This is a genomic window from Streptomyces sp. NPDC048057 (assembly GCF_040653095.1).
Lineage (GTDB): Bacteria > Actinomycetota > Actinomycetes > Streptomycetales > Streptomycetaceae > Streptomyces.
Genome location: NZ_JBEZNF010000009.1, coordinates 37,440 through 61,969, shown reverse-complemented (window position 1 = coordinate 61,969; position 24,530 = coordinate 37,440). Strand labels below are relative to the sequence as shown.

The 24,530-nt window shown below is 73.3% G+C and carries 20 protein-coding genes and 1 tRNA gene; 5 read left to right on the top strand and 16 right to left on the bottom strand.

The features are described 5' to 3' along the window. Nucleotides 1-94 precede the first annotated feature (94 nt). Entirely contained in the window at nt 95-1,552 is a 1,458-nt protein-coding gene (locus AB0E05_RS12375) for a tetratricopeptide repeat protein (protein WP_361962188.1), read from the top strand. Here the strand turns inward: AB0E05_RS12375 and AB0E05_RS12370 are convergent. The 5 genes from AB0E05_RS12370 to hppD form a co-directional block, all read right to left on the bottom strand. Continuing rightward, nucleotides 1,537-2,172, bottom strand: a complete 636-nt coding sequence (locus tag AB0E05_RS12370) for a class F sortase (RefSeq protein WP_361962186.1) — start codon at nt 2,170-2,172, stop codon at nt 1,537-1,539. The genes AB0E05_RS12375 and AB0E05_RS12370 overlap by 16 nt on opposite strands. 252 nt (nt 2,173-2,424) lie before the next feature. Then, nucleotides 2,425-2,850 (bottom strand): hypothetical protein, encoded by a 426-nt coding sequence (locus tag AB0E05_RS12365; RefSeq protein WP_361962184.1) that lies wholly within the window; start codon nt 2,848-2,850, stop codon nt 2,425-2,427. 81 nt (nt 2,851-2,931) lie between these two features. Continuing rightward, a complete protein-coding gene (locus tag AB0E05_RS12360) occupies nt 2,932-5,055 on the bottom strand; it encodes a HAMP domain-containing sensor histidine kinase (RefSeq protein WP_361962182.1) in 2,124 nt (707 codons plus the stop codon). Next, a complete protein-coding gene (locus AB0E05_RS12355; RefSeq protein ID WP_361962180.1) occupies nt 5,045-5,791 on the bottom strand; it encodes a response regulator transcription factor in 747 nt (248 codons plus the stop codon). The genes AB0E05_RS12360 and AB0E05_RS12355 overlap by 11 nt, the downstream gene beginning before the upstream one ends. 183 nt (nt 5,792-5,974) lie before the next feature. Beyond that, nucleotides 5,975-7,120 carry a 4-hydroxyphenylpyruvate dioxygenase gene (hppD, locus tag AB0E05_RS12350; RefSeq protein WP_361962178.1) on the bottom strand — a complete coding sequence of 382 codons (1,146 nt, stop codon included), beginning with the start codon at nt 7,118-7,120 and terminating at the stop codon, nt 5,975-5,977. Between the two features lie 121 nt (nt 7,121-7,241). Between hppD and AB0E05_RS12345 the strand changes: the two genes are divergently transcribed. The 3 genes from AB0E05_RS12345 to AB0E05_RS12335 all read left to right on the top strand — a co-directional run bounded on the left by AB0E05_RS12345 (nt 7,242) and on the right by AB0E05_RS12335 (nt 8,688). Next, the gene (locus tag AB0E05_RS12345) at nt 7,242-7,721 is read left to right on the top strand and encodes an Lrp/AsnC family transcriptional regulator (RefSeq protein WP_361962176.1); all 480 of its coding nucleotides are present in this window, start codon (nt 7,242-7,244) and stop codon (nt 7,719-7,721) included. Nucleotides 7,722-7,786: 65 nt separating this feature from the next. Continuing rightward, nucleotides 7,787-8,473 (top strand): winged helix-turn-helix domain-containing protein, encoded by a 687-nt coding sequence (locus tag AB0E05_RS12340; RefSeq protein ID WP_361962174.1) that lies wholly within the window; start codon nt 7,787-7,789, stop codon nt 8,471-8,473. Further along, the gene (locus tag AB0E05_RS12335) at nt 8,470-8,688 is read left to right on the top strand and encodes a hypothetical protein (protein ID WP_361962172.1); all 219 of its coding nucleotides are present in this window, start codon (nt 8,470-8,472) and stop codon (nt 8,686-8,688) included. Before AB0E05_RS12340 ends, AB0E05_RS12335 begins: the two co-directional genes overlap by 4 nt. 42 nt (nt 8,689-8,730) lie before the next feature. On the opposite strand, the gene AB0E05_RS12330 is transcribed toward AB0E05_RS12335, so the two are convergent. The 4 genes from AB0E05_RS12330 to AB0E05_RS12315 form a co-directional block, all read right to left on the bottom strand. Then, the gene (locus tag AB0E05_RS12330; RefSeq protein WP_361962170.1) at nt 8,731-9,519 is read right to left on the bottom strand and encodes a S16 family serine protease; all 789 of its coding nucleotides are present in this window, start codon (nt 9,517-9,519) and stop codon (nt 8,731-8,733) included. 247 nt (nt 9,520-9,766) lie between these two features. Next, nucleotides 9,767-10,408, bottom strand: coding sequence for a helix-turn-helix domain-containing protein (locus AB0E05_RS12325; RefSeq protein WP_361962168.1), 642 nt, complete (start codon nt 10,406-10,408; stop codon nt 9,767-9,769). Between the two features lie 305 nt (nt 10,409-10,713). After that, entirely contained in the window at nt 10,714-12,504 is a 1,791-nt protein-coding gene (locus AB0E05_RS12320) for a DEAD/DEAH box helicase (protein WP_361962166.1), read from the bottom strand. 212 nt (nt 12,505-12,716) lie between these two features. After that, a complete protein-coding gene (locus AB0E05_RS12315) occupies nt 12,717-14,282 on the bottom strand; it encodes an MFS transporter (RefSeq protein ID WP_361962164.1) in 1,566 nt (521 codons plus the stop codon). A gap of 179 nt (nt 14,283-14,461) precedes the next feature. On the opposite strand from AB0E05_RS12315, the gene AB0E05_RS12310 reads away from it, so the two are divergent. Continuing rightward, a tRNA-Cys gene (locus AB0E05_RS12310) sits at nt 14,462-14,533 on the top strand. 54 nt (nt 14,534-14,587) lie between these two features. On the opposite strand, the gene AB0E05_RS12305 is transcribed toward AB0E05_RS12310, so the two are convergent. The 7 genes from AB0E05_RS12305 to AB0E05_RS12275 form a co-directional block, all read right to left on the bottom strand. Next, the gene (locus AB0E05_RS12305; RefSeq protein WP_361962162.1) at nt 14,588-15,145 is read right to left on the bottom strand and encodes an AAA family ATPase; all 558 of its coding nucleotides are present in this window, start codon (nt 15,143-15,145) and stop codon (nt 14,588-14,590) included. 439 nt (nt 15,146-15,584) lie between these two features. Next, on the bottom strand, nt 15,585-17,900 hold the full coding sequence (locus tag AB0E05_RS12300; RefSeq protein ID WP_361962160.1) for a xanthine dehydrogenase family protein molybdopterin-binding subunit: 2,316 nt from the start codon (nt 17,898-17,900) through the stop codon (nt 15,585-15,587). After that, nucleotides 17,897-19,492 carry a 2Fe-2S iron-sulfur cluster-binding protein gene (locus AB0E05_RS12295; protein ID WP_361962519.1) on the bottom strand — a complete coding sequence of 532 codons (1,596 nt, stop codon included), beginning with the start codon at nt 19,490-19,492 and terminating at the stop codon, nt 17,897-17,899. Before AB0E05_RS12295 ends, AB0E05_RS12300 begins: the two co-directional genes overlap by 4 nt. Before the next feature lie 137 nt (nt 19,493-19,629). After that, entirely contained in the window at nt 19,630-20,526 is an 897-nt protein-coding gene (locus AB0E05_RS12290) for an FAD binding domain-containing protein (protein WP_361962158.1), read from the bottom strand. A gap of 308 nt (nt 20,527-20,834) precedes the next feature. After that, nucleotides 20,835-22,526 carry a beta-N-acetylhexosaminidase gene (locus tag AB0E05_RS12285; protein ID WP_361962156.1) on the bottom strand — a complete coding sequence of 564 codons (1,692 nt, stop codon included), beginning with the start codon at nt 22,524-22,526 and terminating at the stop codon, nt 20,835-20,837. 87 nt (nt 22,527-22,613) lie between these two features. Further along, nucleotides 22,614-23,438 (bottom strand): carbohydrate ABC transporter permease, encoded by an 825-nt coding sequence (locus AB0E05_RS12280; protein WP_361962517.1) that lies wholly within the window; start codon nt 23,436-23,438, stop codon nt 22,614-22,616. Between the two features lie 80 nt (nt 23,439-23,518). Further along, nucleotides 23,519-24,517, bottom strand: coding sequence for a sugar ABC transporter permease (locus AB0E05_RS12275; RefSeq protein ID WP_361962154.1), 999 nt, complete (start codon nt 24,515-24,517; stop codon nt 23,519-23,521). Nucleotides 24,518-24,530 lie beyond the last annotated feature (13 nt).

The following is a 24,530-nucleotide window of genomic DNA, read 5'->3' as shown; positions in this document are numbered from 1 at the left end:
TCCAGCCTCGCACCGGCGGCCATCGGTGTGAACCCGTGCCCCGCCCACCTGGATGATCGTCGTACCGTACGCAGACTGCCGCACAGTGATCGTCATGAAGGGCGAAGCTGCGAAGAACGTCGCGGTCGGCACGCTGGTGGCCGCGACGCTGATCACCGGAGTGGTGCTGGCCTTCCCCGGCACGGACCGGCAGGGCCCGCCGCCGCTGCCCGGCCCCCTGGCGCGCGCCGAGACGGCCGCGCTGGCGGGTGCGCCGGCGTCGGTGCCGGAGCTGGACGCGCTGATCGCGGACCGGCACGCCTGGCTCAAGGAGCATCCGAAGGACGAGGCGTCCTGGGCGGCGCTGGGCTCCGCGTACACGGAGCGGGCGGTGCGGGCCGCGGACTGGGCGGCGTACGGCAAGGCCGAGCAGGCGCTGAAACGGTCCCTCGCCGCGCTCCCCGGCGAGCGCGGCAACACCGACGCGCTGCTGGGGCTCGCCGTCCTCGCGGGCGCCCGCAACGACTTCGTCGCGGCGAAGGAGTACGCGACGCTGGCGCGCAAGCAGAAGCCGCGGCGGTGGACGGTGCACCGCGCGCTGGTCGACGCGTACAGCGGGCTCGGGGACCACAAGGCGGCCGAGAAGTCGCTGGAGTCGGTGCAGAGCCTGTACGACGGGGCGCAGTCGCGCAGCCTGGCGGCCCGGGTGTACCGCGACCGCGGCTGGCGCGAGGACGCGGCGGCGAGCGCGTACGACGCGGTCGGCGCGGCGCGCGGGGCCCCGGAGCGGGCGCACGCACTGTGGCGGCTCGGCGAGCTGTCGTGGGAGCGGGGCGAGCCGCAGGAGGCGGTTGCCAGCTACGACGCGGCGCTGCGGCTCGCCCCCGATCTGCACCCCGCGCTCGCGTCCCGGGCCCGGGCGCTCGCCGCCCTCGACCGCACGGACGAGGCGCTGCGCGACTACCGCGCCGCGCTGACGAAGGCACCGCGGCCGGAGTACGCCCTGGAGGCGGGTGAGTTGGCGGAGTCCCTGGACCTCGACGGGGAGGCGACCGCCTTCTACGAGCAGGTGCGCGCCCTGCTGGAACGGGCCGCGGCGCAGGGCGTGAACGTCCGACTGACCCTGGCCCGGTACGAGACGGACCACGGGGACCCGGCGGAGGCGGTGCGCCTGCTGCGGGCCGAGTGGGACGGGGGCCGGCGCAGCCCGGAGACGGCCGACGCGCTGGCGTGGGCGCTGCACAAGGCGGGGCGGTCGAAGGAGGGCCTGCCGCAGTTGGTGAAGGCGATGAAGGACGGGCCGCGCAGCGCGCTCTTCGCGTACCACCGCGGCGAGATCGAACGCTCCCTCGGGATGTACGGCGGCGCCCGCCGCCACATCGGCGAGGCCCTGCGCACGAACCCGTCCTTCTCCCCGCTGCTGGCCCCGGCCGCCCGCTCGGCGCTCACGGCGCTGGGCGAGCCCCCGGAGGGCGGTCCGCGCAAGCTGACGGGCCGCGAGGGCCAGGGCGGCGCCGGCGGCACGCCGGCGAACCAGCAGCGCCGCACCGCGACGGGTCAGAGGGTGGCGTAAACGATCAGGTTGTCCACCGGGTGTCCTTCGGCGTCGAACTCCCCGTCGCAGGTGACGAGTCGCAGTTCGGGCCCCGAGGTCGGTCCGTAGACGCGCTCGGTGGGGAACGCGGTCTTCTTCACGGTCTCGGTCGCGGTGACCGTGAAGGTCCGCGTCGTCCCGCGGGCGTCGCGCACCTCGATCTCCGCGCCCTTCGCGAGCTTCTTGAGGTCGTGGAAGACGGCGGGCCCGTACCGGGTGTCGTTGTGCCCGATGATCACCCCGGCCCCTGTCTGCCCGGGCACGGCTCCCCCGGTGTACCACCCCGCGGTCATCCCCTTCTCCGCGGGCGGCACCTCGACGGTCCGGTCGTCGTTGAGCCCCAACTCCATGAGGTCGCTCCTGACCCCGATGGAGGGAATGGCGACGTGCACGGGCTCGGCGGCGCCCGACGTCGTGGCCGGGTCCGGGGACCGGGCCGTGGACGGCGCCACGGCACCGACCGACGCCTGCACCTGGGCGACCTGCCCCCCGCCCTCGTCCCGAACCCCGCTCCCGCCCCCCGAACACCCGGCCACGACGCCGACGAGCAGCGCACAGAGCACGAGAGTGCGGAGGCGAGAGGGGAAGGGTCGACGCATGGGAGGCTCCAGGAGAAGGGGCTGAGCAAATCAGGGGCACCGGGTTCCCCACGCCCTTCGGGGCAACACCGTGGCCCGGCAGGCACGACGGCGCCGTGATGCACGTGCAGTGATGGCGTCTGCGGCGCGGTGGGTGGCCGGTCGCGCACCGTGTCACGGAGGCCAACGCGCCCGCAGGGCCGCGGCGCTCACGTCACGGGCCGGAGGAGCGGGCCGCATCAGACGAAACGGCCCGCCCCTCCGGCCGCGACGTCAGGCAGTCGCGTCAGCGCGACCCGCCCCGCGACGGCGCACGAACACGGCCGCACCGGCCAGCAGCACCGTGCCCGCGGCCGAAGCCGCGACGACGGTCCCCGCACCCGCGCCGCCGGACGTACCCGCCTCGGCCACCGGCCGCTCCCCCGCTGCCACGCCACCGCGCGGCAGCGTGACCACACGGACCGCCCCGTCCTTGTCCTTCGCCAGATCGGCGCACAGGGTCGCCTTGTCGGCCGGCTTCACCGCTGCCGCACGGCTCTCCTTGAGGGGCATGCACTTCGCGGCCTTGTCCTGCACCGGCTTCGGCTTCTCGTCGGCGAACGCGGCACCGGCCGGCGCCAGCACCGCGCCCACGGCAACGGCCGTGACGGCGAGGGCCCGCAACGGGCGACGACGACGGCGCACAGACGCTTCGGTCATACGGATGACTCCTATCCGAGGGTCCCGAAGAGGTTCGGAACCGTATGACCGCAAGGCTGGCGGGGAGTTGTGAGGATCCTGTCAGGTCCCGATGTCCTCCCCGTCAGCCCGGGGCAAGGCCGGTATCCACAAAGTGAAGACGGACCCCTGCCCCACCCGGCTGGCCGCCGTCGCCGACCCGCCGTGCGCCTCCGCCAGCTTGCGGACGATCGCCAGCCCGAGCCCGCTGCCGCCGGTGCGCCTGTTGCGGGACTTGTCCGCGCGCCAGAAGCGGTCGAAGACGTACGGGAGGTCGTCGGCCGCGATGCCGCTGCCGGTGTCGGAGACCTCGATCGCCACCCGCCGGCCCGCGCCCTCGCCCTCCTCGTACGCCCGCAGGGTGACCGTGCCGCCGCGCGGGGTGTGACGCACGGCGTTGGAGACCAGGTTGTCGACGGCCTGGCGCAGCCGGACGGGGTCGGCCGCCAACTCCCCCGCCTTCTCGACGACGCCGGCTTCGGCTTCGGACACGGCTTCGGACACGGTCAGCGTGACGCCCGCCGCCTCTGCGCGCGGCGCGTGCGCCGAAGCGACCTGCGGCAGCAACTCGTCGATCCGCACCGGAACCGGGGACAGCCGCAACTCGCCCGCGTCCGCCTGGGCCAGGTCCTGGAGGTCGTCGATGATGTGCTGGAGCTGGACGGCCTCCTCCAGGAGGGAGGAGACGAAGGCCGGGTCGAGGTCCGCCACCCCGTCCTGCGCGCCCTCCAGCCAGCCCCGGATGGTGCTCAGCGGCGTGCGGAGTTCGTGCGCGACGTCGCCGACCATCTCGCGGCGCTGGTGTTCGAGGCGGGCCCGGTGCTCCGCCATGTCGTTGAACGCGGCGGCAAGCCGGCCCATTTCGTTGTCCCCGCGGACCGGCACGGGCTCCGCGTCCCCGCCGTCCTTCATCCGCTGCGCGGCGGAGGTGAGGGCCCGCAGCGGCCGGACGAGACGGGTGGCGGCCAGGACGGACGCCCCCACGGTCAGCGCCAGCACCAGTGCTGCGGCGCCCGCGATGCGCGCGGTGTTCTCCCGGGAGAGGTCGAAGCCGGGGACCTCGGCACCGTCGGGGTCGCTGATGAACAGCAGCGCGGGGGACGACACGAACGAACCGAGTTGGTCGCGGCGGGCGGTGTCGACGCAGTTCTCCACGACGCTGTCCAGCCGCACGACGCCCTGGACCTTCCTCTCGTACACCCCCTTCTCGTCCGTCTTCTTCGACTCGGCCGGCTGCGGAACGACCTGCGCGGCCTTCGGATCCACCGGCGCCACCAACAGGACTTCTTCCCGGGGGGTCCGGCCCTGCACCGCGATCTTCATGTCCGGCCCGGAGCCGAACTCCATCCGGAGCGGCACGCCCTTGCGCCCCTTGCGGCTCAGGCAGTCGTCAGAGAGCTTGGTGAGCGCCTTGAGCGCCGCGCTCTCGGTGTCGGTGGGGGCTTCCAGCCGTGTGAGTCCGCACCGTTCGCGGAGGTCACCGAGGTCACCGGTCTCGTAACCGGTGGCCCGCACCCAGGTGCGCCCGCTGGGGGTGACGACGGGTTCGGCCGTGATGGACCGGCCGCGCAGGCAGCTGACGGCGGTGTCCGCGAGGGCGCCCAGCCGGGTCCTCTCCTCTGCGGACAGCCGGAAGGGGCCGACGGCGCGGGCGTCGATGCCGCCGGGGGTCAGCGCGCCGGCCCCGCTCCCGGCCTTGCCGACGCGGAGGGACGCCTGCTCGGCCTCCTGCTCCGCGGTCGGGTCCAGCACCGCTTCCGTGTTGAGGGGGTCGATGACGGCGGAGGCGTTCTCGGGCAGCGCGGGGGGTGCGTCCTCGGTCGCGGAGTCCGCGATGGGGACGCGGGAGCGGGTGGTGAGCGCGATCCGGCGGTCGTACCTCTCGGCGAGCTCGGTGACGCGGCTCTGGACGCCGTCCCACTGGGCGTTGGTCGCGGCGTGGCCCAGGAGCGTCCGGTAGATCATGGCGTCGTTGGTGAGGTTCCTGCCCTGTTCCCGCTTGATGGCGCCGGAGGTGGTCTGGGCGGCCAGCCAGGCGGTCGCGGCGACGGAGCAGACGGCGACGAGCGCGGACACGGCGAGCAGCCGGCCCAACAAACTCTTGCGTAAGGGCAGCCGGCGCCCGCGCCCAGGACCGGTAGCGGTCTTGGTGGCGGTACTGGTGGCGGTGGCTCGGTCAGGACGCACGGCCGGCCCCCTTCGCCGGATCGGCGAGCTTGTAGCCCACGCCGAAGACCGTGAGCAGCCGTTGGGGCTTCTTCGGCTGCTGCTCGATCTTCTTGCGGAGGTTCATCACGTGGACGTCCACGGTCCGGTCGCCGATGTAGCGGGTGTAGCCGTGGAGCTCCTGGAGGAGGCGCTGGCGGGTGAAGACCCGGCCCGGCTCGGCGGCCATGGCGCTGAGGATGCGGAACTCCCCCGGGGTGCACTCGACTCCGGTGCCGTCCAGGGTGATCTCGTGCCGCTCGGGGTCGATCACGAGGGCGCCGACGGTGATCAGGTGGTCCTCGGCGGGGGCGGCGGCAGGGGCGGCTGCGGCACCCGGCGCCACGGGAGGCGCGGTGCGGCGCAGCAGCGTGCGCACCCGGGCCATCAGCTCCCGCGGGCTGTACGGCTTCGTCATGTAGTCGTCGGCGCCGAGGTCGAGCCCGAGCAGGAGGTCGTCCTCGGTGGAGCGGGCGGTGAGCATCAGCACCGGGAGTCCGTACGACTCGGCCCGCAGGATGCGCAGCACGTCGAGCCCGTCGGTGCGGGGCATCATCACGTCGAGCACGAGGAGGTCCGGCGCCCGGTGGCGGACCTGCTCGACGGCGGCGCGGCCGTCCGTCACGACCGTGACCGTGTGGCCCTCCCGCTGGAGGTAGCGGCGGACCAGCTCGGCCTGTTTGTCGTCGTCCTCGGCGATCATCACATGTGCGCACACGCCAACGATGGTAGGCAGCGGAAACGAACACGCGCTCAGGCCTGTGGATAACTCCGGTGGACAACTCCGTGCGAACGGCCGCGTGATGGGCCGCCGGCCCGGCCGTGCGCACGGCGTCGGGCCGCGGACGGCCGGGCGCGGTGCGCGCCGGCCGTCCGCGCAACGACGGTGCGCCCTACGGCGTCAGAGGTTGCCGCGCTTGGCCTGCTCGCGCTCGATCGCCTCGAACAGCGCCTTGAAGTTGCCCTTGCCGAAGCCCATGGAGCCGTGTCGCTCGATCATCTCGAAGAAGACCGTCGGCCGGTCCTGGACGGGCTTGGTGAAGATCTGCAACAGATAGCCGTCCTCGTCGCGGTCGACGAGGATCTTCAGCTCCCGCAGGGTCTCCACCGGCACCCGGGTCTCGCCGGCCCACTCGCCGAGGGTGTCGTAGTACGAGTCGGGGGTGTCGAGGAACTGGACGCCCGCGGCCCGCATGGTCCGCACCGAGGCGACGATGTCGTTGGTGGCGAGCGCGATGTGCTGGACGCCGGCGCCGCCGTAGAACTCCAGGTACTCGTCGATCTGCGACTTCTTCTTCGCGATCGCCGGCTCGTTGATGGGGAACTTCACCTTCAGGGTGCCGTCGGCGACGACCTTCGACATCAGGGCGGAGTACTCGGTGGCGATGTCGTCGCCCACGAACTCCTTCATGTTGGTGAAGCCCATGACCTTGTTGTAGAAGCCGACCCACTCGTTCATCCGGCCGAGTTCGACGTTGCCCACGCAGTGGTCGATGGCCTGGAAGGTGCGGCGGGCCGGCGGCTCGACGATCGGGGCGGTAGCGGTGAAGCCGGGCAGGTACGGCCCGTCGTAACCGGAGCGCTCGACGAGGGTGTGCCGGGTCTGGCCGTAGGTGGCGATCGCGGCGAGGACGACGGTGCCGTGCTCGTCCTTCAGCTCGTACGGCTCGGTGATGCCGCGGGCGCCGTGCTCGGTGGCGTAGGCGTACGCGGCACGGACGTCCGGGACCTCGATGGCGAGGTCCACGACGCCGTCGCCGTGCTCGGCGACGTGCTCGGCGAGGAAGGCGCCCCACTCCGAGGTCTGCTTGATGACGGAGGTGAGGACGAACCTGGCGGAGCCGTTCTCCAACACGTAACTGGCCGTCTCGCGGCTGCCGTTCTCCGGCCCGGCGTAGGCGACGAGCTTCATCCCGAAGGCGGTGGAGTAGTAGTGGGCGGCCTGCTTGGCGTTGCCGACGGCGAAGACGACCGCGTCCATTCCCTTCACCGGGAAGGGGTCGGCCTCGCGCGCGGTGGTGGGGTGGTGATCGATGGTCTCAGTCATGGTTGCAGGCTCCACCCGATCCACAAGGTGCGCAATAGTTCGTCGTTCCTCTGGGCAACCTGTCCACCCGGGGTCCACGATGGTGGCCCCTTCTGTACATGGTGACCATCGGGGAGCGGGTATGGCGATCGATCATTTGGACGGCCGGCTCATCGTGCTGCTGGCCCGCGAGCCCCGCATCGGCGTCCTGGAGGCGTCGCGGCGCCTCGGGGTCGCCCGGGGCACCGTCCAGGCGCGGCTGGACCGGCTGCGGTCGCACGGGGTGATCCGGGGCTTCGGCCCGGACGTCGACCCGGCGGCGCTCGGCTATCCGGTGACGGCGTTCGCGACGCTGGAGATCAAGCAGGGGCAGGGCCCGGACGTGCGCAGTCATCTGGCGTCCGTGCCGGAGGTGCTGGAGCTGCACACCACGACCGGGCACGGCGACATGCTGTGCCGGCTGGTGGCGCGCTCCAACGCGGACCTCCAGCGGGTGATCGACCGGGTGGTGGGGTTCGAGGGGATCGTCCGGGCGTCCACGGCGATCGTGATGGAGAACCCGGTGCCGCTGCGGATCATCCCGCTGGTGGAGCAGGCCGCGGCTGAGCCGGGGCCCGGCTGAGGCGCCCGGAGAATCCATGCCAACACATCTTTGCAACGAGGTGGATGCAAAGCTATCTTTGCATCATGTCGGAACAGCACCCCGCCTCGGAACAGCACCCCGCTCCGGAACCGTCTCCCGTCGCGCCCCACGCCCCCGAGGACCCGCGCGCCTACCAGCCGTTGAACCCGCGGTCGCTGCGCGGCCTCGCCCACCCCCTGCGCATCCGACTGCTGGCCTCGCTCCGCCACGACGGACCCGCCACCGCCTCCGGCCTCGCGGAGAAGCTCGGCGAGTCGAGCGGGGCGACCAGCTACCACCTGCGACAGCTCGCCACCCACGGCTTCGTCGAGGACGCGCCCGAGCGCGGCAAGGGGCGCGAGCGCTGGTGGCGGGCGTCCACGGCCGGCACGAGCATCGACCACTCCCTGTTCACCGACCCCGATCCCGCGGTCCGGGGCGCGGCGGACCTGTTCATCCACGAGATCGCCACCCTCCACACCGAGGAGGTCAGCACCTGGCTGGGCACCGCGCACGAGTGGCCCGAAGCCTGGCGGCGAGCCTCGGACCTCAGCGACTTCACCCTGCGGCTGACGCCCGCGCAGGCGTTGGACCTGAGGGACAAGGTGCACGCCCTGATCGAGGAGTACCCCGTCGAGGACCCGGGGCCGGACGCGGCGAAGTTCCGGGTGCACCTGCACGCCTTCCCCCGCGGCGGGCCGGACGGAACACCGGGCGAGGGGCGTCGGGACGAACCGGGAGGCGTCGGATGATGCACGAAGGCGATCCGGAACTCCGGCTCCGCCTGGCCGCGGAACGCGCCGCCCGGCTACGGGGCGAGGCCCGGGCGGCGGCGCTGGCCGCGCGGGCCCGGGCGCTGCGCCCGCCGCGCCCGCCGCTGGAGGTGCGCGTGGGGTGGGCCCTGGTGGAGGTGGGCCTGCGGCTGGTGCAGCGGCAGGCCGGGCCGATGCGGTCCCGCACGGCCTGATCCGCCCTCACGGATCCGTACGGGCCCCTGCGAACGGTCCGCTCAGCAGGACGGGACCTTCTCGCCCTTCTGGAGGGCCCGCAGCGCGTCCACCGCGCCGTCCAGGGTGGTGACGGGAATCAGCTGGAGCCCCTTCGGCAACTCGGCGTCGGCATCGGCGCACTCCCCCTCGGGCACCAGGAAGACGGTCGCGCCGTCCCGCTTGGCGGCCTGCGTCTTCAGGGAGACCCCGCCGACCTCACCGACCTTCCCGTCCGGGCTGATCGTGCCCGTACCGGCGACGGTACGGCCCCCGGTGAGGTCGCCGCCGGCGCCGTTGCCGTCGAGCTTGTCCACGATCCCCAGCGAGAACAGCAGCCCGGCGCTCGGCCCGCCGATGTCCTCCAGCCGCAGGGACACCTTCACCTTGGCGGGGTCCTCGTCGAGGTACGAGAGCGCCGCCTTGGCCGCGTCGTTCTGCGACTCCTCCATCGCCTCCAGGTTGATCTTCTCCACCTGCCGGTCGGACTTGCCCGCGGGATAGACGGACTCCCGGGGCAGGACCGCGCGGTCCGTGCGGAACCAGCTGTCCACCACGTCCTGGACGTCCACGTCCGTGGACGGTCCGGTCGCCACGATCGTCGTCATGCGCAGTTGCCCGCTGGTCTTGCGCACGGGCGCGCCCTCGATCGAGATCACCGGCTGGCCGTCCTGCTCCCCGAGCACGTCGGCCGTGGTCCCCGGCTGGGCGATCACGAACGGCAACGGCACGAAGACCGCGACCGCGAGCAGCGCGATGACGGGGAGGGTGCTGAGGGCGATGGCGCGGGGGCGAGTGAGACGGGAGAGCACGGAGCCAATCTAGTGGCAGCGGCGCCGGGGCAGCGCCGCGGCCACGGCTTGGGGGGCTCGGCAGCACCGCGACTCGGGGTGCCAAGCATTGCTGGCAGGCGTCTGCGGGCTGCTTGCGGTTGTTCGCGCAGTTCCTCCCCCTGTGCCCTGCGGGCACGAGGGCACCCCCCAGCGCCCCTGTTCCGCTGCCCTCGATGGCATACCTGCGGCCCGGCGGGGGCTTGTCACGGCGCTGGCGCGCCGCGCGTCACCGCAGCGCCTCGGCCACCTCGCGGGCCGCGTCGACCACGCGGGGGCCCACGCGTTCGGGGATCGAGTCGGCGAGCATCACGACGCCCACGCTGCCCTCTATGCCGGTCACCCCGACGAGGGGGGCCGCCGCGCCGCTCGCGCCCGCTTCGAGTTCGCCGTGGGTGAGGGTGTAGTCGGGGTCGTCGGCGGGGGCCTGGCGGGCGGCCAGTATCGCCTTGCCCGCGGCGCCCCGGTCCAGCGGGTGGCGGAACCCGGCCCGGTACGCGACGTGGTAGTCCGTCCACGTCGGCTCGACCACGGCGACGGCGAGCGCCTCCGCGCCGTCCACGAGCGTGAGGTGGGCCGTCGCGCCGATGTCCTCGGCGAGCGCCCGCAGCGCGGGCATCGCGGCCTCCCGCACCAGCGGGTGCACCTGGCGCCCCAGGCGCAGCACGCCGAGGCCGACCCTCGCCCGGCCGCCGAGGTCGCGGCGGACGAGGGCGTGCTGCTCCAGGGTGGCGAGCAGCCGGTAGACGACGGTGCGGTTGACGCCGAGCTTTCCTGACAGCTCGGTGACGGTCAGCCCGTGGTCGGTGTCGGCGAGCAGCTTGAGGACACGCAGTCCCCGGTCGAGCGTCTGGGAGGTCTCCGCGGTCACGACGCCCTCTCCTTCGGAGTGAGTGACGGCGGGTCCCCCGGTCGTCGCGGCACCGGTCCCGTCGGCGTCGCACCGAAGGCCCACCGACGGGCCATGGCACACCGGTTGGGCTCCGCGGCTGCGCTGCCACGGGGCGCTTGGATTGTGTGACCGGGACAGTAGCGAGCCGGTTCGCTCAGCGGAAGACCCCGTCCAGAATCCGGTCCCCCAGCTGTGATATAGGACCGGTTCCTCCCCGTTCCTCCCGGGGAAGTCCGCGACGAGTCCCCGGCAAGCCCCGCGTGATGACCCGCAGCGGCCCGGGGTCACCGCATCCGCGTCGCCCACTCCTGGACCTTCTTGATCCGCTCCCGGATCTGGCCGGCCGTCGCCTCCGCGCTCGGCGGCCCGCCGCACACCCGCCGCAGCTCGGTGTGGATGACGCCGTGCGGCTTGCCGCTCTGGTGGACGTACGCGCCGACCATCGTGTTGAGCTGCTTGCGCAGCTCCAGGAGTTCCTTGTGGGAGACCACGGGCCGGCGTTCGGCCGGCAGCTCCAGCAGGTCGGCCTCGGTGTCCGGCTTCTTGCGGCTGTGCGCGATCTGGCGGGCCTGGCGCTTCTGGAGCAGCATCTGCACCTGGTCGGGTTCGAGGAGGCCGGGAATGCCGAGGTAGTCCTGCTCCTCCTCGCTGCCGGGGTGCGCCTGCATGCCGAACTCGGCGCCGTTGTACATCACCCGGTCGAAGACGGCGTCCGACTCCAGCGCCTCGAAGGGCAGCTGGTCCTGCTCGCCGGTGTCCTCGTCCTGCGCCTGGTTCGCCTCGTCCATCTCCTTCTCGGACTCGGCGTACGGGTCCTCCTCGCCCTCCTTCTTCGGCCGGTCGAGGACGTGGTCGCGCTCGACCTCCATCTCGCCGGCGAAGCCGAGCAGGTTGGGGATGGTCGGCAGGAAGACGGACGCGGTCTCGCCGCGCCGCCGGGAGCGCACGAAGCGCCCCACGGCCTGGGCGAAGAAGAGCGGCGTGGAGATGGTGGTGGCGTACACCCCGACGGCGAGCCGGGGCACGTCGACGCCCTCGGACACCATCCGCACCGCCACCATCCAGCGCTCCGTGCCGTCGCTGAACTCGTCGATGCGCTGGGAGGCGCCCGAGTCGTCGGAGAGGACGACGGTCGCCTTGGTGCCGGTGATCTCCCGGATCAGCTTGGCGTACGAACGCGCCGAGTCCTGGTCGGAGGCGATGACGAGGCCGCCGGCGTCCGGCACCGACTTGCGGACCTCGATCAGCCGCTGGTCCGCGGCGCGCAGCACGTTCGGCATCCACTCGCCGCGCGGGTCCAGCGCGGTGCGCCACGCCTGGGAGACCGCGTCCTTGGTCATCGGCTCGCCGAGCCGGGCCTCGATCTCGTCGCCGGCCTTGGTGCGCCAGCGCATGTTGCCGCTGTACGAGAGGAAGATGACGGGCCGCACGACGCCGTCGGAGAGCGCGTTGCCGTACCCGTACGTGTAGTCGGCGGCGGAGCGGCGGATGCCGTCGTTGCCCTCCTCGTACGTGACGAAGGGGATCGGGTTGGTGTCCGAGCGGAACGGGGTGCCGGTCAGCGCGAGGCGCCGGGTCGCCGGCTCGAACGCCTCCAGGCACGCCTCGCCCCAGGACTTGGAGTCGCCGGCGTGGTGGATCTCGTCCAGGATGACCAGCGTCTTGCGCTGCTCGCAGCGGTTGCGGTGCAGCATGGGCCGCACCCCGACGCCCGCGTACGTCACGGCGACGCCCTGGTACTCCTTGCTGAGCGGCCCCGCGCTGTACTCCGGGTCCAGCTTGATCCCTATCCGCGCCGCGGCGGCGGCCCACTGCTTCTTCAGGTGCTCCGTCGGCGCGACCACGGTGACCTGTTGCACCACGTGGTGATGGAGCAGCCAGGAGGCGAGGGTGAGCGCGAACGTGGTCTTCCCGGCGCCGGGCGTCGCGACCGCGAGGAAGTCCCGCGGCTGCTCCTGCACGTACTTGTCCATGGCCGACTGCTGCCAGGCGCGCAGCTTCCCTGCGGTGCCCCAGGGGGCACGGCCGGGGAAGGCGGGAGAGAGGTGGTGGGAGTGGGCGGCGGTGGTAGTCACGGTCTCCGGTTCGACGGGCGCGACGGGCACGGAGCCCCGGCTCGACGGGGCTCGCCGCGGTCGCGGGCGGTTCCAGCCGAGCCCCTCGGGGGCTCGGTATGACAACCGGGCCACCCTACCGGTGTGCCCGGACCGCTCCGGCTCGGACCGGGCCGGCCCGTGGGCGAGTGCGAGTTACCTCACACGGGCCGTGCCGTACGTCCGGGTGCGCGTCAGGCGCCCGCCCCTTCGGGGGTACGGGTCCGCAGCCGGGTGGCGACCCAGGCGCCCGCCAGGGCCACCAGCGCCATCGGCAGGAAGACCGCGGCGAAGGCGCCCGGGTGGGAGCCGGCGGACTCCGCGGCGGAGGTGGAGGCGTGGTGCGCGACGGAGCCGCCGCCGAGCGCCGCGAAGGCCGCGCCGCCGATCGCCAGCAGCATGATGTTCGACAGCCCGTCGGAGATCTGGAGCGCGGCCGAGTTCGTCCCGGCCTCCTCGGGCGCGGACAGCTTGAGCAGCAGCACGCTGGTGGACGCGATGACCATGCCCATGCCGAAGCAGCCGACGCCCCAGGCGACGGCGAGGCTCCAGACCGGCACGGAGTCGATCAGTACGGCCGGGGCGGCGGCGATGGCCACGGCGACCAGGACCATGCCGAGGGCCACCAGCCGCTCGCGGTGCGGCTCCATCTGGGGGCGGGACTGGAGGAACGAGCCGAGCGCCCAGGTGAGCCCGCCGGCCGCGAGGGAGAGGCCGGCCATCGTCGGGGACAGCCCGCGCTGGGTGACCAGCATCAGCGGGATGAAGGACTCGGCGGCGACGAAGGAGCCCGCGGCGACACCGCGCAGCAGCACCACCGACGGGAGTCCGCGGGCCGCCCGGTAGGTGCCCCTGGGCAGCAGCCCGAGGACCGCGGGCACCAGCAGCGCCGCGCCCGCGACGGCCGGCAGCACCGACAGCCACGCCAGGTCCTGCGCGGCGTACTGGAGCAGTCCGGCGCCCAGCGAGATGCCCAGCGCCAGCCGGATGCGGCGGGCGTCGAACGCGGGCAGCGGCGCGCTCGGGTCGGCCGGCCCCGACGCCATCCGCCGGATCGCGGGCAGCGCGAGCGCCAGCGGGAAGACGACGAGCGCGGGGATGCCGATGAACACCCAGCGCCAGCTCAGGTGCTCGGTGATGGTGCCGGAGACCAGCGGCCCGACGATGGAGGGGATCACCCAGCTCGCGGCGAACGCGGCGAGGATCTTGGGCCGCAGCCGCTCCGGGTAGGCGCGGCCGATCACCACGTACAGCGCGACGATGACCAGGCCGCCGCCGAGCCCCTGGACCGCCCTTCCGAGGATGAAGAGCCACATCGCGTTCGCGGTCCCGGACAGCAGCAGCCCCACCCCGAAGGCGGCGATGCCGGTGGCCAGCGGGCGCAGCGGCCCCTGCCGGTCGGCCCACTGGCCGGAGAGCACCATCGCGAAGAGGCTGGTGGTGAAGTACGAGGAGAAGGCGAAGGCGTACACCTCGATGCCGTTCAGCTGGCGCGCCGCGACGGGCATGGCGGTGCCGACGGCGGTGGCCTCGAAGGCGACGAGCAGGACGACCGTGATGATGCCGATGCTCAGCGCCCGGTGCGTCCGGCCGAGGACCCCCGTGGGCTCCGCCTCCGGCTCCGGGGCGTCGGGTGGTGCGGGCTGGGCCGCCTGGCTGGCAACGGACGGGTTCGTAGCCGTCACGGCGGGCGCGGCGGCGCCTGCTACGTCTACGTCTACGTCGACGTCACGGGGTTCGGGGGCGGGGGCGGGGGTCATGCGCTCAGGGTAAGTGGCGTGGAGCGAAATCGACCCTGTCGCTGGGCGGGCCCGGACTCCTCCCTTGGTCGTACGACCGCGGGGCGACGTGTGAACGGCACATGGCAGTCACATTGCGGGGCGCCGGGATTCCTTGGCCGGACGGGGGCGTGCGATCTACGTTCTTCTCACGAACACCTGACCGTGTGCCCGAGAGGCTCAGGGACTCGCCTGCAACGCGAGGTACACCGGTTCGAATCCGGTCACGGTCTCCCGTGCACGCGGGTGACCGCCCCCAGCGAGGAGGGGGGCGGTCACCCGCGTTCTCAGACCCTCGCCTCCGGCAGGCGCGCCAGGAGGGCGTCCACCGTCTCCTGCGGCGTCAGGGCGCTGGAGTCGAGCCAGAGCCCGATCGGCGGCGTCTCCTCCCGCAGCACCGCGTCCAGCCGCGCGACGGTCCAGTCGCCGCCGTACCCGGTCTTCGCCCGGCCGGCCTCGCGGGCGGCGACGGCGTCGGGCGCGGGCGCGAGGACGACGACGTACAGGGGGCGGGTGCGCACGAGGTCCACGTAGTGCGCCAGGTCCTCGCCGATGACGATGTCCTGGACGACGGCGGTCACGCCGGCCTCGGCGTACAGGTCCGCGGCGGCGGCGGAGATCCGGTGCCGCAGCCGCAGCTCCTCACGGGCGGGCGACCCCGGGCCGCTCTCGACGGTCATGTCCGCGCCGCCCGTCACGATCATGCGCCGGAACGCGTCCCCGCGGACGTGCGCGGCGCGGGGCAGGCGCTCGGCGAGCTGCTGGGCGACGGTGGACTTGCCGGAGGCCATGATCCCGGTGACGAGGAGCACGGCGGAGTCGAGGGGGCGGGGGGTCGTTGGCATGCGCCGACGCTAGGGCGCGCCTGCGCCACGGCTCAACTGATTTGCCCCACGGCCGCGGCGCGCTGCGCTTCCGCTGCGCTTTGCCTGGCGCGGTGGAGGTGCCCGCCGCTTCCCTGCGGGTGCGCTGCTCGCTGCGGGTGCGTCGTGGTTGTTCGCGCAGTTCCCCGCGCCCCCAAAACCCCCTGCCTCAGCCCGCAGACAAGTGACGGGGGCAGCGAATCAGGGGCGCTGGGGGTACCACCACGCCCTTCGGGCGTAGGGGGCGGAACTGCGCGCCAAGCCGACCACCGGGTCGTAGAGACCGAACTTGCCCGCAGGGTTACGGCGGTGGTGTCAGGGGCGCGGGGAACTGCGCGAACAGCCCACCACCGGGCCGCAGAGACCAGCGCACCCGCAGGGAAGCGGCGGACAGGTCCACCGCGCCCGGCAAAGCGCAGCGTTACGCGTGGGTGACCGCCGCCTGGGGGCGGATGGGGAGGCGGTTCACCGGGCGGCCCGTCGCCGCCCGCACCGCCGCCGCCACCGCCGCCGGCGACGTCACGATCGGCACCGCACTCGCCGCCTTCGCCCCGAAGGGCGCCACCACGTCCCGCTCCTCCACCAGCTTCACGATCCGGATGTCCGGCGCGTCCAGCGCCGTCGGCAGGGCGTACCCCGTCAGGTCAGGACGCCGGACCGTGCCGCGCGAGGTGCGGAGGTTCTCCGTGAGCGCCGTGCCCACGCCGAAGGTGACGCCCGCCTCGATGCGGGTCGCGAGCTGCGCCGGGTTCAGCACCCGCCCGACGTCCTGTGCCACCGCCATCTCCACGACCCGGATCGCGCCCAGCTCGATGTCCACGTCCACCACCGCGCGCACGGCGCAGAACGCCATGCCCACGAAGGCGTCGCCCTGGCCGCTGTCGTCCAGCGGCTCGGTGGGGTGCGGTCGGCACTGCGCGGTCGCCCACAGCTCCTTGCCGTCCAGCACCTCCGCGACCGTCACGGACAGCACCCCGTCGTACGAGGTGATCTTGCCGTCGGCGATCTGGAGCAGCTCCGTGGACATCCCGAACTGGTGGGCCAGCGGCTGGAGGAGCTGGGTGCGGACCATCTTCGCGGCCCGCTCCACCGCACCGCCCGAGACCCAGGTGTGCCGGCCGTGGCAGGCCGCGCCCGAGGGCGGCTGGTCGGTGTCGACGGGCGCCACGCGGACGTCGTCGATGCCGAGCACCTCCTGCACGATCTGGCGGGCCAGGGTGGCGAAGCCGGAGCCGGTGTCGACGGCGGCGCAGATCACGGTGGCGATGCCGTCGTGGACCCGGACGGTGGCCGTGGAGACCTCGTCGGCACCTTCCGCGCCGAGCATGTGGACCATGCCGAGGGCGTAGCCGACGCCGCGGCGCACCGCGCCCGGCTCGCCGGCGCCCTCCGGGCCGCCCGGCAGCAGCCAGTCGTCCTCGGGCGAGTCCTTCGGCAGCGCGGGCAGCGGGTAGTCCCGTACGGCGTGCAGCAGTTCGGCCACCGGTGCCGGGCAGGTCACGGTCTGCCCGGTGGGCAGGAGGTCGCCGGTCGCCAGGACGTTGCGCAGCCGGACGTCGGTGGGGTCGAGGCCGACCTTCGCGGCGAGCTTGTCCATCTGCGCCTCGTACGCCGCGCACACCTGCATCGCGCCCTCGCCGCGGACGTGGCCCGCGGGCGGGTTGTTGGTGCGCACCGCCCAGCCCTCGATGAAGGCGTGCGGGACGACGTAGGGGCCGCAGGCGAAGGCGACCGCGGCCGCCAGGGACTCCGAGGAGTCGTCGGCGTACGCACCGGCGTCCAGGAGGAGTTGCGCCTCCACCTTCACCAGGCGGCCCTCGGCATCCGCGTGGTGGCGGTAGCGCAGCAGCGTGGGGTGGCGGTGGGGGTGGCCGAGGAAGGACTCCTCGCGGGTCGCGGCCAGCTTCACCGGGCAGCCGGTGCGCAGCGCGAGCAGGGCCAGCGGCAGGTGGAAGCCGGGGTCCTCGCGGTCGGAGGTGGCGCCGGGAACCCCGGTGACCACGACCTTGACCCGGTCGGGCGCGAGGCCGAGGAAGGACGCGGCGAGGTCGCGGTCGGTGTGCGGGTCGGTGGAGGCGACGTACAGCTCCACCCCGCCGTCGGGGCGGGGCACCGCGAGGCCCGCCTCCGCGCCGATGGGCGCCGGGTCCTGACGGCCGATGCGGTACAGCCCCTCGACGACGACCTCGCCGGTGACGTCGGGGTCGCCGTAGCGCAGGGGGATGTGGCGGATCAGATTGCCGTCGGGGTGCAGCGGGGGCGCCTCGAAGGCGGCTTCGGGGTCGGTGACCGGTTCCAGGACCTCGTACTCGACCGCGATGGCCGCGGCGGCGAGCCGGGCGGTGTCCGGGTGGTCGGCGGCCACGGCGGCGATCGCCTCGCCGTGGTGGCGCACCACGGTGGAGGCGAAGACGGGCCGGTCGGCGACGCGCCGCCCGTAGCCCTTGTCGCCGGGGACGTCCTGGTCCGTGATGACGGCGCGCACGCCCTTCATCTCCAGGGCGGCCGAGGTGTCGACGGAGACGATGCGGGCGGAGGGGTGCGGGGCGCGCAGGATCGCCGCCCACAGCAGTCCCTCGGCCCACAGGTCGGAGGCGTACGGGAAGGTGCCTTCGGTCTTCGCGCGCGCGTCGGTGGGGGCCAGGGACGCGCCGAGCCCCCGTTCGTCGACGGGCTGTTCCGGCCGGGGCGATCCGGTCGCCTGGGGCGTCGCGGTGGTGGCCGCGTCGTTGCTCACGCCATGCCTCCGTCGTGCGGGTGGGGCTGCACACTACCCGCACCGGGAGGCGCCTGGTGCGGAATGAGGGGGTCCGGGCCGGGCCCGTGCGGATCCGGGCCCGCGGTGGCCTCGGCGCCCTCTGCTTCTTCGACCAGCGCCGCCGCGCTCGCCTCGCGCTCGGTGACGACCTGTTTCACCGCGTCCAGGACCCCTCGGTAGCCGGAGCACCGGCAGAGGTTGCCGCAGAGCGCCTGGCGGGTCTCCAACTCGGTGGGATTGTGGTTGCCTTCGAGCAGGTCGTGCACGGTCATCGCCATGCCGGGGACGCAGAAGCCGCACTGCACCGCGCCGCAGGCGGCGAGCGCCCGCTGCACGTCGGACGGTTCGCCCTCGGTGGCGAGCCCTTCGACCGTACGGACCTCGCTGCCGGCGGCGGTGGCCGCGGGGACCAGGCAGGAAGCGACGAGACGGCCGTCCACCTGGACGTTGCAGGCGCCGCACTCGCCCTGGGAGCAGCCGTCCTTGGCGCCGGCGAGGCCGAGGCGCTCGCGCAGCACGTACAGCAGCGACTCGCCGATCCAGGCGTCGGTGACGGGCCGGTCGGTGCCGTTGACGCGCAGGACGTACGAGGTGGGCGGGTGCTCCTCGAAGACGGGCGGGGGGACGGCCGCGGGTGCTTCGGCGGCGTCCGGCGCGACTTCAGGTGCTTCCGGAGCTTCAGGCGCGGCGGTACGGGGCGCGGGCACCGCCGCCGCGGACGGCTCCTCGGGCACTGCCTCGGGCTCGGGCTCGGGTTCGGGCGTCTCGGTCGCGGCCGGCCCGGCTGCGACGGGCTCGGACACGACGGCCTCGGGCGCGGCGCTCTCGGGGGCGTCCGCGGCGGCCTGGTGGCCCTCGGCGGGCGCCGGCTCCTCGCGCGGCTCGTCCTGCGCGTCCACGGGCACGGGGTGCGGCTGCGCCGGGTGCGCCGCGGGCGCCGCGGGCGCGTGTGCGCCCGTGTCGTACCCGCCGCTCTCGGGCGCGGGCCGGGGCGCCGAGGCGTCCGGGCCGTCGGCGGGCGCTTCGGTCTGCACGGGCTCGGGTTCGGTCGCCCACGGCGCGGGCGCACCGCCCGGCAGGGTCGTGGGTGCTTCGGCGGCCCAGGGCGCGGGCGCGCCGCCGGGCAGGGTCGGCGGGGCGGAGTTCCACTGCTGCGCCTGGAGCATGGCGGCGGTGTACTCGCCCGTCTCCTCCGGCAGGTCGCCGTGGGCGACCGGGATCGTCCACTGGCCGGTGACGTCCGAGGCGGGCGCCGGCACCGGCCCGGTCGACCGGTCGGCGTCGGGGAAGGCCCACTGGGCGGTGGCGTGCGGGTCGTCGGTGTACGGCACCGCAGAGGCCGTCGAGGAGGCGGAGGAGGCCGAGCCGGGGGCCTGCGGCCAGTCTTCGGGGCCCTGCGGCTGCGCCAGTGCCTCCTGGGGCACCTGCGGGTCGGCCACGGGCGTCAGCGGCAGGATCATCGGCGGGACGTAGCCGTGTCCGGGCGCCTCCAGGGGCGCGGCGTGCAGCGCCTCGTCCGGGGGCAGTTGGACGAAGGCGGTCGCGTCCTGCTCGAACGCGCCCTGCGGCATGGGCTGCCAGCCGCCGTGCTCGGGGGCGTGCGGCGCCGGGTACTGCGGGTGGTGCCCGCCCTGCTGGGCGGTGTGGTCGGCGTGGGGCTGGCGGTCCTGCTCCCCCGCGCCGTTCTCGGTGTTGTTGGTGTTGCCGTTCACGACAGCGCCCTCCCCAGTGCACGCCGGGCCAGCGCGGCGACGGTGCGCCGCAGATGCAGTACGGCGGGCGGCAGCACCTGCTGCTCCTCGCCCTGGGCGGCCGGCTCGGGGTCGGGGATGCACGCGGCGGCGACGTACTCCCCGAAGGCCACCAGCGCCTCCGCCGCGAGCCCGCGCTCGCCGTCCCAGTCGATCAGCGAGGCGATCCACCGCTCCGCCTCCAGCGGGCGCAGCGGCATCGTGGCGATGGCGCCGACGGCGCAACGCACCCCGCGTCGCTGCGGGTCGAGGACGACCGCGACGGACGCGGTGGCGCGCCCGGGGCCGGTGCGCCCGGTCGCCTTGAGGAAGACCTGGGGCGCGTGCAGAAGGGGTACGCGCACGTGTCCGATGAGTTCGGCGGGGGCCAGCACCTCGCGGCCGGCCAGCAGATGGGCGACCGGGACCTCGCGGCGGCTGCCGCCGGGGCCGGCGACGATGAGGTCGGCCTCCAGCGCGGCGAGCACCGGCAGGGTGTCCCCGGTGGGGGCGGCGGAGGCGATGTTGCCGCCGAGGGTGCCCGCGTTGCGGATCTGGGGCGGTCCCGCGGCGCGCGCGGACGCGGCGAGCGCGGGGATCAGCGCGGCGAAGTCGGGGCGGCCCATGCGGGCGTGGGTGAGGCCGGCGCCGAGGAGGGCGTGGCCGTCCTGGTAGCGCCAGCCGCGGATCTCGCTGATGCGGCCGAGGCCGACGAGTCCGGCGGGGCGCAACTGCCCCTTGTTGACGGCCGCCATGAGGTCGGTGCCGCCCGCGACCGGCACCGCGGCGGGCATGGCGGTCAGCGCCGCCACGGCCTCGTCGAGCGAAGCCGGCATCGTCACCGACTGCGATGTCTGCGGTGCGTGCGTGGTCACCCCAGCTGCCCCTTCCCGGTGTCCGGCGATCCCGGCTGTGTTGCCGTACCGTACGTGCTCACCGCCCGGACGTGGCAACTCTGGCACATCTTCCGAGCCGCCCGCCGCGGGGGTCCGCGAAGGGCACTTCCGCGACGGATGCCCCCTTGTTGGGGTGTTGCCCCGTTTCGGACGGGTCAACGGCGTGACGGGCCTTCGGCGCACCGCGCGGATCGACACGGTTCGCCATGGGTCGGGACGAGTTGTTCCGCAGCACGGTTCCCACGGTGCCAGGAGCCCGGTGCGCGGGCACCGGGCTCCTGGGCGGATCACACGTTCGGGTTCGGCGCTTCGCGCGGATACCCCTTCACGCCGGGCCGCTTCTGCCAGGGCAGCGGCCCGGTGGGCGGCCGGTAACCGACGCCGAGCGCGTCAAGCCGCGGGTAGTGCGCCGCCATCCGTCGTTCGAAGTCGGCGAAGTCCCGCTCGTCGGGCGCGGGCAGCTCGGACCAGGCGACTTCGGCGAGGGCGACGAGCCGGGGGAAGACCTGGTAGTCGACGCGGGCGCGCTCCTGCATGACCTCGGTCCAGACGTTGGCCTGGGTGCCGATGACGTGCTTGGCCGCGTCGGGCGTCAGCTCCGGCGGGACCGGCTCGAAGCGGTAGATGCTCTCCAGGGTCTGGACGAAGCCGATCGGGATGGGCTCGTCGGGGTCGTCGGTCTGGCGGTGGTCGAGGTAGACCCGGTGCTCGGGACACATCACGACGTCATGGCCGGCCTTGGCCGCCTCGATGCCGCCCTCGTAGCCGCGCCAGGACGAGACGGTGGCGCCGGCGGCGAGCCCGCCCTCCAGGATCTCGTCCCAGCCGACGAGCCGCCGCCCGCGCTGGGTCAGCCACTTGTCGAAGTGGCGCATGAACCACGACTGGAGGCCGTCCTCGTCGCCGACGCCGAGTTCCGCGATGCGCGCCTGCGCGGTCGCGGACGCCTTCCACTGGTCCTTGGGGCACTCGTCGCCGCCGAGGTGGATGTAGGGCGAGACGTCGGCCGGGAAGAGTTCCAGGAGCTCCTCCAGCACGCCCTCGTAGAAGCGCAGCACGGTCTCGGTCGGGGCGAGCACGTTGGGGTTGATGCCCCAGGTGTCCCAAGGGGTGAGCGCGGAGGTGTCGATGACGTCGGTGTTGCCGAGTTCCGGGTACGCGGCGATCGCGGCCTGCGAGTGGCCGGGGATGTCGATCTCGGGGACGACCCGGATGTGTCGCTCGGCCGCGTAGGCGACGATCTCCCGGATGTCGTCGTGGGTGTAGTAACCGCCGTACGGCTTCTCGTCCCACTGGTCGGAGTAGCGGTGCCCCCACTTGGTGCGCGGACGCCAGGAGCCGACCTCGGTCAGGCGCGGGTGGCGCTTGATCTCGATGCGCCAGCCCTGGTCGTCGGTGAGGTGGAAGTGGAAGACGTTCAGCTTGTGCGCGGCGAGCAGGTCGAGCATCCGCAGCACGTCGGACTTCTGGGTGAAGTGCCGCGCCACGTCGAGCATCATGCCGCGCCAGCCGAACCGGGGCGCGTCCTCGATGGTCTGCGCGGCCAGCTCCGGGGCGCCGGCGGGGCCGACGGGCGCGGCGCGGAAGGCGGTGGGGCCCAGGAGTTGGCGCAGGGTCTGGGCGCCCCAGAAGACGCCGGCGCCGCTGCCGCCGCGGATCTCCACGCCGGTGCCGTCGGTGACGGTCAGCCGGTACGCCTCGGGCTGGAGGTCCTCGTCGACGAGGAGGGTGACGGAGTTGGGGGCGGCTGCGGCGCCGGGGGCGAGGGGCAGCCCGAGGGCCGCGCCGACCGTGCTGCGCAGCCAGCGCTCGGCCCGTTCGGTGCCGGGGGCGGCGTAGAGGGTGGTGTGCGCGTCGGGGGCGAACGCGCCGCCGCCGTCGGCGGGGCGGACGGACTGCGGGGCGGGGACCAGCAGCGGGCCCGCCGACCCTTCGGGGGAGCCTTGCGTCGGGCCGCCGGTCGTCGTGGCGTCGGGCATGGTGTGGATCCTTCCTTGGCCGGGTGAGCCTTGGCTTTCGGGGGTCCGGGAATTCCTCCGGCCGCGGGGGAACGGCCGGAGGAAGACTTAGTCCTTCACTGCGCCGCCGAGTCCGGAGACCAGGCGTCGCTGCACGAGGACGAAGAAGACGAGCACCGGAATCGTCATCACCGTCGAGCCCGCCATGATTCCGCCCCAGTCGTTCTCGTCGGGTTTGAAGAAGACGAGGAGCGCCATCGGGAGGGTCGACTGCGAGGTGTCGCTGATGATGAACGACTTGGCGAAGAGGAAGTCGTTCCAGGTGGAGATGAAGGAGAAGACGCTGGTCGCCACGAGCCCCGGGAAGACCAGCGGGAAGAGGATCTGCCACAGGAATCGGGTGCGGCTGGCGCCGTCGATGTAGGCGGCTTCTTCGAGCGCTTCGGGGACGGCCTTCACGAATCCCCGCAGCATCCAGATGGCGAAGGGCAGCGAGAAGGCGATGTGGGGCAGGATCAGCGACCAGAGGGAGTTCAGTTGGCCGAGGTCCCGCATGAGGAAGAACATCGGGATCGTCAGTGCCTCGATGGGCACCATCTGGGCCACCAGGAACATGATCAGCAGCGTCGTGCGGAACTTGAACTTGAATCGGGTCACCGCCGTCGCCGCCAGGAAGGCGATCAGCGCGGAGGCGAGCACGACCGTGCCGGCGACGAAGAGGCTGTTGAGGAAATAGCGCCCGAACTCCTGCTGCTCGAAGACGCGGCGGAAGGAGTCGAGCGACGGGTTGAGCGTCCAGGGGCGCGCCTCGGTCGACTGGATCTCGCCGGCCGGCTTGAAGGCGGAGAGCACCATCCAGTACAGCGGGAAGGCGACGACGACCGCGACGAGGAGCGCGGACGCCTCGGCGGCCAGTCGCCAGGGACGCCGGATCCGGAAGGAGCGCTTACGGCTCGTCGAGTTGCTCGTCGACTCGTGTGTCGACTTGCTCGTCGAGGTGCTTGTAGAAGTGCTCACAGCTCTTCTCCCTGGCGTCGCATGAGGCGCAGATAGACGAGGGTGACGGCCAGCAGGATCAACAGCATGATCACGCCGATGGCCGAGCCCAGGCTGTACTGCGAGGACGCGAACGCCTTCTGGTACGCGTACACGTTGAGCACGAGGTTCTGCCCGGCGATGCCGCCGCCGGAGGTCATCACGTAGATCTGGGTGAAGACCTTGAAGTCCCAGATGATCGACTGGATGGTGACGACGATCAGGATGGGCCGCAGCATCGGCGCGATGATCGTGCGCCAGATCCGCCACTGGGACGCCCCGTCGAGCGAAGCGGCCTCCAGCACCTCGGAGGGGATCGCCTTGATGCCCGCGTACACGGTGACCATGACGAACGGGAAGGAGCACCAGACGACCTCGAAGAGGACGAGCGCGAAGGCGCTGTAGCGCCCGTACGTCCAGGAGAAGTCGCCGAGGCCGAGCAGCCGGTTGACCGGGCCGTGGTCCGGGTCGAAGAGGAAGACCCACACCGTGGAGCCGGTGATGGCGGGGGTGGCCCAGGCACCGAGCGCGGCCAGCATCAGGGCGAGCCGGGGCAGCGCCCGGATGCGGGTCAGCAGCACGGCGAGGGCGCAGCCGACGGCCAGGGTGGCGATCACACAGGCGGCGGCGAAGACCACCGTCGCCAGCAGGACCTGCCAGAACTGGCTGTCGGAGAAGAGGGTCTGGTAGTTCCCGAAGCCCTTGAAGGTGGTGGGTTCGCCACCGCTGACCTGGGCCTGGGTGTATTCGAGGAACGAGATCAGGCCGAGCTGGTAGATCGGGTAGACCAGCAGGGTCGCGAGGACCACCAGCGCGGGGATCAGGTAGAGCCAGGGCGTCCAGCGGCTGCCGTGCCGCCCGCCGGGCCCGCGACGGCGCGCGGGCCCGGACTTCCCAGTCCGACCGGAGAGCTTCTCGGCGGGGGCCGGGGCGGTGGTGGCCACCGCGCCCGGCCCCGCTGTCGCTTCGTGCGTCATGTCGAGGTGTCCG

Excerpts from the sequence above, each read along its gene's own strand:
- AB0E05_RS12375 (WP_361962188.1), top strand. The coding sequence starts at position 95 with ATGAAGGGCGAAGCTGCGAAGAACGTCGCGGTCGGCACGCTGGTGGCC.
- AB0E05_RS12370 (WP_361962186.1), bottom strand. The coding sequence starts at position 2,172 with ATGCGTCGACCCTTCCCCTCTCGCCTCCGCACTCTCGTGCTCTGTGCG.
- AB0E05_RS12365 (WP_361962184.1), bottom strand. The coding sequence starts at position 2,850 with ATGACCGAAGCGTCTGTGCGCCGTCGTCGTCGCCCGTTGCGGGCCCTC.
- hppD (WP_361962178.1), bottom strand. The coding sequence starts at position 7,120 with ATGACTGAGACCATCGATCACCACCCCACCACCGCGCGCGAGGCCGAC.
- AB0E05_RS12345 (WP_361962176.1), top strand. The coding sequence starts at position 7,242 with ATGGCGATCGATCATTTGGACGGCCGGCTCATCGTGCTGCTGGCCCGC.
- AB0E05_RS12340 (WP_361962174.1), top strand. The coding sequence starts at position 7,787 with ATGTCGGAACAGCACCCCGCCTCGGAACAGCACCCCGCTCCGGAACCG.
- AB0E05_RS12335 (WP_361962172.1), top strand. The coding sequence starts at position 8,470 with ATGATGCACGAAGGCGATCCGGAACTCCGGCTCCGCCTGGCCGCGGAA.
- AB0E05_RS12315 (WP_361962164.1), bottom strand. The coding sequence starts at position 14,282 with ATGACCCCCGCCCCCGCCCCCGAACCCCGTGACGTCGACGTAGACGTA.
- AB0E05_RS12305 (WP_361962162.1), bottom strand. The coding sequence starts at position 15,145 with ATGCCAACGACCCCCCGCCCCCTCGACTCCGCCGTGCTCCTCGTCACC.
- AB0E05_RS12295 (WP_361962519.1), bottom strand. The coding sequence starts at position 19,492 with ATGCCGCAGGGCGCGTTCGAGCAGGACGCGACCGCCTTCGTCCAACTG.
- AB0E05_RS12285 (WP_361962156.1), bottom strand. The coding sequence starts at position 22,526 with ATGCCCGACGCCACGACGACCGGCGGCCCGACGCAAGGCTCCCCCGAA.
- AB0E05_RS12275 (WP_361962154.1), bottom strand. The coding sequence starts at position 24,517 with ATGACGCACGAAGCGACAGCGGGGCCGGGCGCGGTGGCCACCACCGCC.